At 69.9% G+C, this 13,667-nt stretch carries 6 protein-coding genes and 1 pseudogene; 2 read left to right on the top strand and 5 right to left on the bottom strand.

Annotated elements, in window-relative coordinates; genetic code table 11:
* Positions 1-91: 91 nt before the first annotated feature.
* Together ACGF5T_RS32280 and ACGF5T_RS32285 are read right to left on the bottom strand one after the other, a co-directional pair.
* Positions 92-499, bottom strand: a complete 408-nt coding sequence (locus ACGF5T_RS32280; RefSeq protein ID WP_366767954.1) for an STAS domain-containing protein — start codon at positions 497-499, stop codon at positions 92-94.
* Between the two features lie 296 nt (positions 500-795).
* Positions 796-1,326: a MarR family transcriptional regulator gene (locus tag ACGF5T_RS32285; protein WP_366767955.1), complete on the bottom strand. Its 531-nt coding sequence runs from the start codon at positions 1,324-1,326 to the stop codon at positions 796-798.
* 216 nt (positions 1,327-1,542) lie between these two features.
* On the opposite strand from ACGF5T_RS32285, the pseudogene ACGF5T_RS32290 reads away from it, so the two are divergent.
* A pseudogene (locus ACGF5T_RS32290) lies at positions 1,543-2,074 on the top strand (helix-turn-helix domain-containing protein); the annotation flags it as partial.
* A gap of 387 nt (positions 2,075-2,461) precedes the next feature.
* The gene (locus ACGF5T_RS32295) at positions 2,462-3,982 is read left to right on the top strand and encodes an alanine/glycine:cation symporter family protein (protein ID WP_366767956.1); all 1,521 of its coding nucleotides are present in this window, start codon (positions 2,462-2,464) and stop codon (positions 3,980-3,982) included.
* 599 nt (positions 3,983-4,581) lie between these two features.
* On the opposite strand, the gene ACGF5T_RS32300 is transcribed toward ACGF5T_RS32295, so the two are convergent.
* The 3 genes from ACGF5T_RS32300 to ACGF5T_RS32310 all read right to left on the bottom strand — a co-directional run bounded on the left by ACGF5T_RS32300 (position 4,582) and on the right by ACGF5T_RS32310 (position 12,997).
* A complete protein-coding gene (locus ACGF5T_RS32300; protein ID WP_366767957.1) occupies positions 4,582-5,829 on the bottom strand; it encodes a cation:proton antiporter in 1,248 nt (415 codons plus the stop codon).
* Between the two features lie 175 nt (positions 5,830-6,004).
* Positions 6,005-10,882: a DNA repair ATPase gene (locus ACGF5T_RS32305; RefSeq protein WP_366767958.1), complete on the bottom strand. Its 4,878-nt coding sequence runs from the start codon at positions 10,880-10,882 to the stop codon at positions 6,005-6,007.
* A 78-nt stretch (positions 10,883-10,960) separates the two neighbouring features.
* On the bottom strand, positions 10,961-12,997 hold the full coding sequence (locus ACGF5T_RS32310) for a flotillin family protein (RefSeq protein ID WP_366767959.1): 2,037 nt from the start codon (positions 12,995-12,997) through the stop codon (positions 10,961-10,963).
* Positions 12,998-13,667 lie beyond the last annotated feature (670 nt).

Here is a 13,667-nt window from a genome sequence, read left to right on the forward strand (position 1 = left end):
ATCAACACCCGGCAGCAGCGGTGCTATCCGCTCCCACGCCGCATCCGTCAGCTCACCACGACCCACCACAAGATCAATTATCAGACAGGTCCTAGTCCAGGCCCAGGTCAGCGGTCGCTCCCGCCCTTCGCGCGGCGGTCCGGACGGCAGCGCTGGGCTCGACGAGCCGCACGTCGACGCCGACCAGCGGCAAGGTCTGGCAAATGCCTCGGAGGGTGTACAGACTCGCCAAATCGCAGAAGGTGACACCGGACAGGTTGAGCACTAGCGAAGCAGCGCTCGAACGCGCGGCAAGGACAGCCAGGTCATCCCGCAGTGCGGCAGCGGTGTCCACGTCGAGCTCCCCGTCGAGAAGCAGGTGCCGCACGCGTGAAGGGCCGCGACCGGTCTCGAAACGGACACGGAGTCTCGTCGCACACCTCGTTCGGGACAACGCTTCCCGAGGGGGCGGGACACCGTCGGCTGCCTCGTCGCGCGGCACGGGATGGGACGGTGGCATAGCTGGTCCTCCGGACGGGTCGCCTCAGCAGACGCCGACCAGACTTCCCGGCACTCCAGGCAAGGTCGCCAGCCCCTGCCATCCCCATAGTCTTGCATAGAGCAAGAAATATTTCATCGGGGCCCTGACGGCGGGAGCTCTCAGGACGACGGCGATGGCCTGGGGGCCAGCTCAATCTCGGAAGCGTGCCGCGCCGTTGTTAGCTCAGCAGTCCCGGACCGCGTGGGCGCGCACCGGGAATGGCCAGCACGGGGATACGTGCCTCCCTGCTTCAAATGTCAGGCTTTTCGCCCGCTTCACAGGGCGCCGGGCATTTCACCGGTCCACCCCAGCGGATGCGCCTGCGTGCCCTGGGGGGTCGACGCCAGGGGCTCCGCCCCGGCCTTGTTGAAGGCGTTGAGCGCCTCGACCAAGGCCAGCCGCTGCACCGGAGTGAGCCTTTCAACGATGGCGGCGATCTCGGTCCGCCGACGAGCCGTGACGCTCTCGACCGTGCGCCGCCCCTCGGCGGTGAGCTGCAGCAGCGTCTCCCGACGACTGTGAGGATTGGCGTGCCGGTCCGCCAGACCGGCCGCGATCAAGCGATCGATCATGCGCATGGCGGTGGACGGCGCCACCTGGAGCTGCTCAGCCAGCGTGACGAGCTTGGTGGCTCCCCTCGTGGCCAGCACCACCAGCATCCGGAACTGCGGCAACGTCACCCGCTCCTCGACCTCGGCGAGGGAACGCGCGGACACCGCAACCAGCAGGCGTGAGGCGGTCAGCACCGCTTGGGTCACGGCATCCACATCATCCATCGCCCTCGCAGGGCTCTCACTCTCGCGCATGACTCCTTTCTACCGCCCCACGATCGCCGGGAGCCCAACGGCCAAGACCTGGCCTGGCCCACCACCGCGGTCACGACTCGATCCCCGAGGGCCGCCTCCATGTTCGGGACCGTATAGCTGACCCTCGTCGACGGGCGCCGCTATCCCGTCAGAGCCGCCCCACCGACGCCCCCCTCACCGCCGCCCACCTCCACAAAGGCGCCGTCCTCACCTCCCGAGGACGGCCGACTCCCGTGCATCTCGCCGACAACGAGGACGAGGTGCTGCCCTACTTCGCCAAGCTGACGCACGCCTCCACCGACGGCGGCCAAGCGGCCATCGGCCGCTCGCGTCCTGGTCCCGGCGCAGTCATCCAGTCCTACGAAGAAGCGCTCAATGCATGGGACCTGGCCAAGCGGCTGGGACTCATGGACCCGGCGCTGCGCGCCGCCGTCTGCTCGTCTACCCCCTTCAGGCCCACGGCCGCCAGGTCACGGCCGACTTGGTCCACGACACGCTCGGTCCGCTGATCACCGCCCGCGGCGGCGCCCGCCCACTCCTGGGCACCAGGACCGCGTACTTTCGACTCGGGCTGCGTCGCTGCAGCGGCGGCGCGCCGCCTCTCGCTGAGCGTGCGGGTTCTCAGATACCGGCTGGAGCGCATCCACCAACTCACCGATGCGGACCCCACGGACTTGTCTCACCGCTACATGTGCAGACCGCCACCATCGGGGCAAGACTCCTGGACTGGCCCGCAGAAGAAGGCTGAGTGCCCTCCAGAACGCGCTTGTCGACTCGGCAGGCGCCCCCGTCCGCCCCCACCCAGGCGACGCGTAGGTGCAGACAGCACGCTTCCGGTAGCCGGGTTACGGTCTGGTCTCACCAACTGGGACTTTCCTCGGTCACCAGCCGTAATGTGATCTACATCACTAAATATTTGGCAAAGACATGGTAGAACTGCGCAACTCCGCAGGTGGATCGACTGATGGCCGTGCTGCGGAGGGTCAGCCTGTACGCGCACCACAGCCCGGGACGATCACGGTCCGAGATCGGTCCGTGCGCACGGGTTCGATCACCGGACAACGACGTTCGCTCACAGACCGCTCACCCGGCGAGAATCCCCAGCCCGCCAGCCCCGCGTCATCGAGGTAACCAAGTGTCACTCGAATCCGTCACCGAGTCCGTCGACGAAGCCGTCAGCGGCTTCTTCGAACCCATAGCCAAGTGGCTGGGAGAGGTCGTCTTCTACGCCGTGCCTGTCGGCGGCACCGACCTTCCTCTCATCGTCGCCTGGCTCGTCGTCGCCGGCCTGGTCTTCACCGGTTGGTTCGGGTTCGTCCAGCTCCGCAAGTTCCGGCTCGCCGTCGACGTGGTGCGGGGGAAGTACGACGAGAAGGGCTCGACCGGCGAGGTCAACCACTTCCAGGCCCTGACCGCCGCCGTCTCCGGCACGGTCGGCCTCGGCAACATCGCTGGTGTGGCCGTCGCCGTCTCCATCGGCGGCCCGGGCGCCACGTTTTGGATGATCCTGTGCGGCCTGCTTGGCATGGCCACCAAGTTCGTCGAGGTCACCCTTGGCGTGAAGTACCGCGAGGTGCACCCCGACGGCACCGTCTCCGGCGGCCCGATGCACTACCTGCCCAAGGGTCTCGCCGAGCGCTTCGGCAAGAACGGCAGGACCCTCGGCAAGGTCCTCGCGGTCCTCGCTTCCTTCATGATCCTGTTCTTCGGCCTCTTCGGCGGCAACCTCTTCCAGGTCAACCAGTCCTACGCGCAGCTGGTCTCCGTCACCGGCGGCGAGGACGGTACCGTCGGCTCCTCCGCCGGCGCGCTGCTCTTTGGCATCCTGGTCGCCGCGATCGTCGGCATCGTCCTCCTCGGCGGCATCCGCTCCATCGCCAACGTCACCAGCAGGCTCGTGCCCGCCATGGCCGGCATCTACATCGTGGCCTGCCTGGTCGTAATCCTGGTCAACGTGACCGCCGTCCCGGACGCCGTCGCGTCGATCGTCGAGGGCGCCTTCAACCCCGAGGGTGTCGCCGGCGGTGTGCTCGGTGCACTGATCATCGGTTTCAAGCGGGCCGCCTTCTCCAACGAGGCGGGCCTGGGTTCTGCCCCGATCGCCCACTCCGCGGTGAAGACCAAGCACCCCGCGAGCGAGGGCCTGGTCGCCCTGCTGGAGCCGTTCATCGACACCGTCGTCATCTGCACCATGACCGCGCTGACCATCGTCATCGCCAACCCGGCCAGTCTCGGCGAGGACATCGGCGGCGTCACCATCACTTCCGACGCCTTCGAGACGGTGCTGCCCTGGTTCCCGTACATCCTGACCGTCGCGGTGATGCTCTTCGCCATCTCCACCGTGCTGACCTGGGGCTACTACGGCCTCAAGGCGTGGACGTACCTCTTCGGCCGCAGCCGGACCAGCGAGATCATCTACAAGGTTCTCTACACCGTCTTCGCCATCGCCGGATCGCTGCTGACACTGCAGACCCTGATCGACCTGGCCGACGCGGTCCTCTTCTCGCTGGCCGTCATCAACATCATCGGCCTCTACCTCCTCGCCCCGGTCGTCAAGCGCGAACTCAACTCGTTCCTCGAGTACGTCCGCGCCCGCAACGCCGGACACGGCACCGGGGGCGACGAAGACCAGGAGTCGGTGAGGACCACCGTCTGACCGCCTCACGCGGACCGGCTCCTGAACGGGCCCGTACTCACCTCGCGCCTTGGTGAGCACGGGCCCGTTCGCCCTACCCACCCTGGTGGTACGCCTGACCAACGTCCCGGGGATCACAGGTGATCGGGCAACTGACCCATGTCATGCGCATCCCCTACGCGAAGCCGCTCATGCCTTCACTGCGTAGCTGACGAGCAGAACGCCGCAGAGCTCAGTCACCGCCATCGCCGCGTATGCGGCACATGCCGGGCTCGATGTCCGCGCCGCGAAGAACACTGCGCCAGGCTGCGGGTCGGCCGGCGCTCCTCCGGCGAGACGCTCGACGAACGCCGGGAACCACAGGCATGGTCCCGCGGCGGCCACGCGGGCCGGCCATCCCGCCCGCCACACCTGCGGCTCCGCGTGCCCCGCGGCGTCATCTCCACCTCCGTCCGAGGATCCACAAAGCCGCCCCGCCGAGGAAGAGCAACCCTCCCGTGGCCAACAAGGGCAGGCCGGGGCCCGGCAGCACGTACATCGCGCTACCGGCCACCGCAGCCAGGGCGCCCACGCCGGTCAGCCATCCCGCAGGCCCTCGACCCGGTCGGCGCCCGCCGTGCTCATGGCCGGCGGCCATGTCCGTCCTCCTCGCGCGCGACCGGCGTCTGCGCATCGCTCGCCGGCTCGGGAATGCCGGCCAGGTCCTCGACAGCGAAGATCCTCGCGATAGGCACGTCGGTGCTGCTGTGGGCGACGATCGAGAAGGCGATGCAGACAGCGATGAGCGTGTACGCCTGCTCCCCCTGCGGAATGCCGGCCTGCAGCACAAGGAGCCCGTAGACCACCGACGCGAACCCCTTGGGGCCGAACCACGCGGCCACCAGCTTCTCCCGTCGGTCGAACTGCGTACCGACGAGAGAGATCATCACCGAGGCCGGGCGCACCAGCATGATCGCCAGGAAGACGGCCACGTAACCGGTCCAGGTCAGGTCGGCGAAGAGCTGGGGCGTCAGCAGGGCACCGAAGACCAGCAGCGCGGCGAACTTCGCCAGTTCCGCGAGCGCCTCACCGAGCGGTTCGAAGGCCGTCTTCGCCTCGGACGACACGGAGGTGAGAACGGCGCCCGCGGAGAAGGCGGCCAGGTAAGGATTCGCATGAGTCAGGTGGCACGCGGCGTACAGGATGATCCCGGTGGCCAGTGGCAGCAACGGCTGCAGCTTGGGCTCTGCGCCCAACAGCCGGAACCGAACAAGACCGTTGACCAGGAGCGGCAGCACCACGCCGAAGGCAAGTCCCAGCCCGAGCTCCAGAGCAATCATCCCCAGGGATGACTCCGCGTGGCCACTGGTCGGCCCGGCGGCGGCGATGAGCACAAGCACCACCGGCAGGGCCAGCCCGTCGTTGATGCCACTCTCCACGTTGAGCAACTGCCTCAGTTTGGGCGGAACTTCCTTGCGCCCCACGATCGCCGAGGCGAAGACCGGGTCGGTGGGGGCCAGGACGGCGCCCACGAGGAAAGAGGTCGTCCAGTCCAGCCCGACCAGGTAGTGGGTGATCAGCGCCATGCCGACGAAGGCCAAGGGCATACCGAGACCGAGAGCGCGGGCCGGGTTCTTCCAGTTCTCCCTGAGCTTCGGGAAGGACACGTGCATGCCGTCGGTGAACAGCACCGCGAACAGTGCCAGATCGGCGGTGACGGCGACGATGTCGCTGTCCGGGGTGATGTGGATCAGCCCGAGGAAGCCGTCGCTGACGAGTGCGCCGCCGACCAGGAAGAGGAAGGAGGTGGACAGCACGGTCCGGGCCGCGAGTCCGGAAAGAAGAACCGCAATGAGCAGAGCGGCGCCGAAGACGGCGACGAGCACCACGAAGACCAACCCCGATCGACGAAGACAGCTGTTCCCTGTCGCCGACCAGACTTCCCGGCACTCCGCGACGGACTTTACACGCTCCTTACGCGTCCCTGACAGGTGCCTGACGGGCAGCGCCGCCCACCGGACGCTGCCGTGTTCCGGCAAGACGCCATGCGCTGGGTGGTCCTTCTCATTCCTCCCCAGGCCCGGACGCCGGGCGGGCGGCGTGCCGGGCTGTCGGGCTGGCGATGAGGGGGCGCGGGTCGACGGCGCGGTTGATGGCCGACTCGACGGCCGCGACCCGGTCGGCCAGCAGTCCGAGGGCGGCGACAGCTCGGGTGAGGGGATCGCTCTCAGGCCCGCCGAGGGTCTGGGTGCGGACGTACACGGCCTTCAGCTTCGCCCAGCGCCCGACCTGAGCGGCAGTCAGCGTGCCCCGTAGCTCGGCCAGCTTCAGCAGGTTGACCTCGGCCCCGGTGGTCAGGGTCTGGGCTTCGGCCGTGTAGTGGTCGTCGACCAGGGCGGACAGCTCAGCGTCGTTCATGACCGGCTGGATACGCTGGACGATCTTGTTCATGTTGCGATAGGAACCCTGGAGCCGGAAGGGCGGCTCGGTCCGGGTGGCGTCGGTCTGGGCGGCCGAGGCGATGTACGCGGCGTTGACCGCGAGGACGGTCTCGCGGGCCGTGAGCAGATGGCGCAGAACGGCGGTGATCCGGTCCAGTTCGGCGGGTGCGTACGGGTGGGTCAACCGGTCGGCGCGCGCGGCCGGGTCGCCCCCGGCCAGCCGGAGCAGCAGCTCCAGGTCGTCGCGGTCGCGGCCGGCGAGCGGGGCGAGGACCGGGTGCGCGGTAAGTGCGTTCTCGACGAAACTGAGGGCGAAGGCGTCCTGCTTGCCGGTGAGGACCTCGCCGAGGTTCCATACGTCGGCGCGGTTGGCGAGCATGTCGGGGACCTGGAAGCGGCTGCCGGTCTCGGTGTACGGGTTGCCCGCCATGCACACCGCGAAGCGCTTGCCGCGCAGGTCGTAGGTACGCGGCTCTCCCTCGCGTACGCCCTCGATGCGGCGGGTGGCGTCGCACAGCGGGATGAACTTCTGCAGCAGCTCGGGCGAGGTGTGCTGGATGTCGTCGAGGTAGAGGAGGGTGTTGTTGCCCGCCTCCAGGGCGAAGTTGATCTTTTCGATCTCCTGCCGGGCCGTGGCGTTCGGGGCCTCGGCGGGGTCGAGCGAGGTCACCGTGTGGCCCAGTGCCGGGCCGTTGACCTTCACCAGCAGCAGGCCGAGCCGGTCGGCGACGTACTCCACGAGGGTCGTCTTGCCGTAGCCCGGCGGGGAGATGAGCAGCAGCAGGCCGCCGGTGTCGGTGCGCTTGGTGTCGCCCGTGGTGCCGAGCTGCTTGGCGAGGCTGTCGCCGATCAGGGGGAGGTAGACCTCGTCGATGAGCCTGCTGCGCACGAACGCGGACATCACGCGCGGCCGGTACTCGTCCAGGCGCAGACGGCTGCGCTCGGCGGAGACCAGTGCCGCGCGTCGGCGCTGGTAGGCCCGGTGGGCGGGAACCTCACGGGCGCGGAACTCCCGCGCGCGGGCCATGAGCTCGTCGACCCGGACGGTCAGGGTCCGGTCGTGGACGCGCGGGTGGGTGCCGAGCAGCCCTTCGACGGTCTCGGTCACGGGGGCGTCCGACTCGTAACGGGGCAGGTCGGGGCACAGCTCCGCGGCCACGGCCTCGGCCAGATCGCCCGGGGAGAGGTCGGCGCCGGTCGCCGTGGTGTACGAGGTCAGCCATGCCTCGACGAGTTGCCTGCGGGCGGCCGGGTCGGTGAGGGCGGTGAGGTCGTCGTCGTAGGCGCAGGCGCCGACGGTGCGGCGGAACTTGTCGAGCAGAGTCCGGGTGCCCGCGCCGAGGACGAAGCCGTCGGGGCCGGTCGTCAGCTCTTCGAAGAGGTAGGCGGCCGCCGCTCGCGTGCCGATCACGCCGGCGAGTTCGGCTTCCAGGTCGGAGATCGCGGGCGTGAGTCCGAAGGTGTCACGGGCCCGTGCCAGGGAGGCGGCGCGGCGGGTCCAGGCGTCGCGTTCCTCGGCCGTCGTGCCGTGTGCCCAGAAGAGCTGGGCGGCGGCGCGGGCGGCCGGCTCGTGGCGCAGGAGGCCCGCGCCCTCGTGCAGGCGCAGGAGGGCGGCGAGGACCAAGGCGGCGTCGTGGTCGTGGACACCGCGCTCGTAGCCCTCGTCGTAGGCCGCCTCCGCTGCCTGGCGGACCAGGGCGGGCAGGTCGTCGGCGGCTGCGAGGGCGGCCGGACCGCGCTCGTCGAGCAGGCGGGCGGCGAGGTGTTCGGCGCGGTAGGTCTCGGGCGACTCCGAGGACAGCGGGCGGTCCCAGTACGGGCGGGTCGCGGCGAATTCGGGGTCGGTGACCGGGGCGCGGTAGTCCGTGCCCGTCAGCGCGAAGACCAGGTTCTCGCCCTGGGGGACGAGGGTGAGGTCCAGCGGCTGGGTGTTGACCGCGAAGCGGTGGCCGCCCAGGCGGACGGTGCGGCCGTTGTCGGCGTACAGGTCGGTGCGGTCGCGCAGTGCGCGCAGGGCCTGCTGCCGGGCGGTCTTCAGGCGGCCGTCGAGTTCTTCCGCTCTGACCTGGTCGCCGAGTGAGCGCAACTCGTCGGCCGTGCGGCGCACCTTGGTGGGCATCGGGTCGGAGGTGAAGTACGTGGTGACGGCGTTCGCTTCGGCGAGCGAGGACGCCCGGCGGACGATCGTGGTCAGGACCCGGTCGGCCGACTCGGCCAGGCGCTCGGCCCTGCGGGCACGGGCGTCGGCGAGCGTCTGCTTGCGGGCGGAAAGGGCCTCGTGGATGTCGTCGCGCTTGTCCGCCAGTTCGGCGAGGAAGTCGTCGGACTCGGCGAACCGGGACTCCAGGTCCTCCACCCGCACGAGCAGGCGGGTGAGTTGTTCGTCGCAGTCCTCGGGGGTGCCGGCCGCCGCGAGGGCACCGGTGACCGCCTGGCCGAGCAGCGCGAACTCCGCGGTGAACTCGGCCCGGCTCTCGCGGTCCCGCAGGGCACGGCGGCGGCCGTCCAGCGTGGCGCGGGCGCGGTTGACACCTCCGAGGACCTCGGCGATCCGCTCCAGGACGGACGTGCGGACGGTGATGTCACCGACGTCCAGGCCGGAGACGACGTCGGTCACCGTGCGCAGGTTCTCGGCGTGCTCGTCGAGACGGGCCGCGACGGGCTCCGCCTCGGCCACGGTGGTGATCGCCTCGGCGTCGGCGACGAGATGCTCGATGTCGGCGCGGTGGTCGGCGAAGGCGTCCTCGTGCGCCAGGTGGGTCACGGCCCGCTGCCCGAACGAGGCGAGGTCTCGCTCGACGTCCGCGGCGAGTTCGTCGATGCGGACGGTGTCCGCGTACCGCATTTCCTTGAGAGTGAGCAGACGGCCCTGGGCCTGCCGCAGCTCGGTGAGCCCGGTCACCCAAGCCTCGGCGCCGCGCGGTGCCTCGCCGCGCAGGCGCCGTACGACGGTGGCGACGCGTGTTGTCGCCCCGGCAAGCGCGTCGGCCGCCTGGCGGGTCAGCGTCTGCACCGTCTCGAACTCGGCCAGCACCTGTCCGGCGGTGGCCCGCACCTGTGCGAGCGGCTCGTGCAGGGCACCGAGGTCCGCCTCGGCCAGCCAGTGGTGGGAGTCCGCGAACCGTGCGCAGGCCGCCAGGAGCGCCTCGTAGACCTCACCGGTCGGGGCGGTCTCGGTGACCGCGCGCGTGATGGACAGGCAGTCGGAGATGCCGCGCACGAGGTCGGCGTTGCCGATGCGGGCGAGTGGACCGGTACCGGCCGGCTGGGCGGCGGCGTGGGTGTCGGAGACGTACGGAGAGGTCCACCGCCGCACGGAGTGCACGCGCTGCGGCTCGGCGCCGGCGGCCCGCAGGGCCAGGAGGCAGCCGTCGTCGAACAGGGCCCAGCCGTGGCAGGACAGCGGGGCGGTGACCACTTTGCGGATGACGTTGTAGGACAGAAGCAGACTGCGCCCCGCGACGCGGGCGTGGAAGGCGAAGAGGACGTCCTCGCCGTTCGGGGAGCGGACCGCCCGCTCGAACTCCAGGCCTTCGGTGTCGACGCCGTCGAACGTCCGGTGGGTGCCGGTGGCCAGGCAGTAGCCGCCGGGGAAGACGATGCCCTGGTCCTCGGGCAGTCGGCGGCACGCCTGCCCGATGCCGTCGAGGCGGACGACAGTCCTGGTGAGGGTGTTGAACACCAGGTAGCGGTGGGTGTCCTCCTTGTACGGGAGGACGTCCACCAGGATCAGGGCGCCCACACGCGCGTACGCGATGTGCGCGTCGGCGAGTGACTGCAGCGGCTCGGCGACCGGCTCGGTGTACACGCCCTCGTCCGTCTCGGTGTCGTCCTCGGTCTTGACGGTGAGCGTCCCGCCCAGCGTCTCGACGAACACCTCGCCCTCGATGGAGACGTGTGGGTGCCGGCCCAGGACGTGGTCTTCGCGGGTCGTCACCGTCCACGCGAAGTCGTGCGCGGGCGGCAGGACGTGGTCCCGGTCACCGCGCGCGTCCAGGAAGGACGCCCGGCCGTCGCCGGACAGCGCCCAGCGCAGGACCCGGATGTCATCCGCCTTCTCGCCCGTTCGGAAGACGGCGAGCACCTTGTCCTCGACCCGCCGGAGCTGGAGAAGCCTGGCCTGGTGGAAGTACCGGTGGAGGGCGGCGAACTCCCGGACGAACGCGGGGTCGTCGAGCAGGCCGGGCACGGCGTCGTCGGGCAGCCTGTTCAGGGCGCGGTCGTGCAGCGCGAGCACGTCGTCCACGGCGGTTTCGGCCCCGCGGCCGGGAACGGTGTTGTACCCGAAGAGCAGGACGTCGCCGACGGACACGAGGTCACGCGGCACGCACGCCGACTCGGTGCGCAGTTGTTCGGTGCCGGCCAGCTCCAGGCGCAGAGAACCGAACTCCTCGACGCGGCGGGCGTTCAGCGCCTCGGCGCGGCGGGACAGCTCGGCCGCCTGCGCGGTGAGGCGGTCGTGCAGCACCTCGTACGTACCCGTGTCCAGGGCGGTGGTCATGAGGTCCCTCTCAGGAAGTCGAAAAGAACGGTCGTGGAGCTGCCGCCCCCCGCGCGGCAGCTCCACGTCCGCGGTCCGTCAGCCCTTGGCGGTGCCGTTCAGAGCCATCAGCCGGGTGTCGGCGAGGCCCAGCTCGCCGGCCTTGTTCAGCAACTGCTCCAGAGCCCCGGAGTCGGCGTCGCCCGTCTTCATGAGCTTCATCAGCAGCGTGGACACGGTCAGGTTCTGCACGTCGGCGGTGGAGACCGAGCCGAGGACGCGGCTGAGGTCGTCGGTGAAGCTCGACGTGCCGTCCAGCCAGGGCTTCGCCAGCGCCTGGGCGGTCTCGGAGTGCTGGACGAAGCCGTCGACGCTCTTGCCGAGCGCGATGGAGGACATCAGGCGGTCGAAGAAGACCGACTCGCCACCGACGATGTTGATGTCGGCATTCTCCAGTCCGGTCGCCAGGACGGTCGCCTGCGCCTCGGCCACCTGCCGCTGCACGTCCAGCCCGGCGAGCCGGATGTCCTTCTCGGCCTCCAGCCGCAGCCGGTACTCCTCGTGGCCCCGGGACGCCTCGTCCAGCGCGGCCATCGCCGCGGCCTTCTCGGTGAGGCCGGCCGCCTCCGCCTTCAGCTTCTCGCCGACGGCCGCGGCCTCCGCGAGTGCCTTGGCCTTGGCGCCCTCGGCCTCCGCCCGCAGCCGGGCCTCGGTGGCCTGGGCCTCCGCGCGGCCGGCCTTCTCGATGACCTCGGCCTCCTTGTCGCGGACCTGCACGGCGGCCAGCCCTTCGGCCGCGCTCTCCGCCTGGACGCCCTCGGCGAGCCGCAGCTTGGCCCGTGCGTCCAGGTCGGCGCTCTTCAGCCGCGCCTCGGCAAGCGTGAGTTCCTCGGCGGCGCGGTGGGTGGCGGCCTGCTCGGCGGCCTCGGCGGCCTTGATGTCCTTGACCAGCTTCTCCTGCGCCTCGGCTTCGGCAGCGATGATCACGGCCTGCCGCTGCCGCTCCGCCTCCTCCACGGCACGTAGCTTCTTGATGGCCTCCTCCTGCTCGGCGACCGTACGGTCCACGGCCACCCGCTCCCGGATGACGTCGGCGATCTCCCGCTTCTCCGCCTCGACCTCCTTCTCGGCGGCGATCCGCGTCAGCTGCGTCTCGCGCTCCCGGGCGATGACCTCCAGCAGGCGGTCCTTCTCGATGCGCTCGTTCTCGACGGCGATGACCCGCTCGCGGTTCTTCTGCGCGACGGCGACCTCGCGGCCCTGGTTCTCGCGCTGGATGCCGAGCTGCTCCTCGGTCTTGAGGAAGGCGGACTGCGCCCGCAGCCGCTCCTCCTCCACCACCCTCGCGGTCTCGGCCTCTTCCCTCGCGCGGACGGTCTCGATCTCCCGCCGCTGCTTGGTCTCGGCGTCGACCTGTCGGCGCTCCAGCTCCAGGATCGCCTCCCGGGCGTCGACGTTCTGGCGGGTGATCTCCTTCTCCTCGGTGCGCTGCGCCTCGTTGGTGCGTACGTGTTCCACGGCCGTCAGCTCGGTGATCTTGCGGATGCCCTGCGCGTCGAGGACGTTGGCGGGGTCGAGCTGGGTCAGCGGCGTCTGCTCCAGGTAGTCGATCGCCGCGTCCTCCAGGTGGTAGCCGCTGAGGTCGACGCCGATGACCTCGATGATTCGGTACCGAAGTTCCTCGCGCTTGGTGTAGAGGTCGGTGAAGTCCAGCTGCTTGCCGACGGTCTTCAGCGCCTCGGAGAACTTTGCGTGGAACAGCTCCTGGAGGGTGTCCCGGTCACTGGCCCGTGCGGTGCCGACCGCCTGGGCGACCTTGACGACGTCCTCGGCGGTCTTGTTCACCTTGACGAAGAACGAGATGCGGATGTCCGCGCGGATGTTGTCCCGGCAGATCAGCCCTTCCTTGCCGGCCCGGGTGATCTCGATGGTCTTCACCGAGATGTCCATCACCTCGGCCTTGTGCAGCACCGGCAGCACCACCTGCCCGGTGAAGGTCACGTCGACCTTGCGCATCTTGGAGACGATCAGAGCCTTGCCCTGCTCCACCTTGCGGAACAGCCGGGCCACGACGAACAGCACGACGGCGGCGAGCAGGAGGCAAACGAGCACGCCGATGCCCAGGGTGTAATCCATAGGAAGTCCTCGAGGTCTGCGAAGAGTTGGCGCCTCCGCGAAGAGGCGGGACGGCCGCTCGGCTTGGTGGTGGGGCACGTCCGATGTGGCGCGCGACAGCTACGGCTCAGCCGTGGATGTGGCGACTGCCGGGGTCGTACGGAGAACTGCTCGCCGCGCCCGGTCGTCGCCGCCCGCAGTATGTGTGGCCCGGCCTGGCAGGAAGGGCACCCGGCCGTGCCTCGCCCCGGGCCGACAGAAATGCCGGCGCTGCGCGGAGCCCGGCCGGCGAGGGTGTGATGCCGGGCCAGGCGAGGGGCTTTACGGCGGCGACGCCAACCCGTGCCATGTCCTCACCCCCGAACCGGACCGCTGGGCCCCCGTGCCGACGCCCGTTGCCGGGCCCTGGCATCGAGGCCACCCCCCTGTTTCTGCCACACCCATCTTGGCCCGGGCGGGCTTCGCGCCGCATTGCCGTAATACGGCAACCTTTACGTCTTGTTAATGCCGGACGGCGACGCAAGCGCGGTGCCCTTGCTCGATGGCGGTACCGCTCACCTCGGCAGGCTGATCGCCGTCGGCACCACCGGCATCGGATCGGTGCCTCCGCACATGACCTCACACAGCCGCGGTCTGGCAGTCTTGTCCGGCGGGCGTCAGGAGAACGTTCACAACGCGTCAAAATACCTGG

Source organism: Streptomyces sp. NPDC047853 (assembly GCF_043204535.1).
Lineage (GTDB): Bacteria > Actinomycetota > Actinomycetes > Streptomycetales > Streptomycetaceae > Streptomyces.

What these genes read in the sequence shown, in the direction of transcription:
- ACGF5T_RS32285 (WP_366767955.1), bottom strand. Translation starts at nt 1,326, where the DNA reads ATGCGCGAGAGTGAGAGCCCTGCGAGGGCGATGGATGATGTGGATGCC.
- ACGF5T_RS32305 (WP_366767958.1), bottom strand. Translation starts at nt 10,882, where the DNA reads ATGACCACCGCCCTGGACACGGGTACGTACGAGGTGCTGCACGACCGC.
- ACGF5T_RS32280 (WP_366767954.1), bottom strand. Translation starts at nt 499, where the DNA reads ATGCCACCGTCCCATCCCGTGCCGCGCGACGAGGCAGCCGACGGTGTC.
- ACGF5T_RS32310 (WP_366767959.1), bottom strand. Translation starts at nt 12,997, where the DNA reads ATGGATTACACCCTGGGCATCGGCGTGCTCGTTTGCCTCCTGCTCGCC.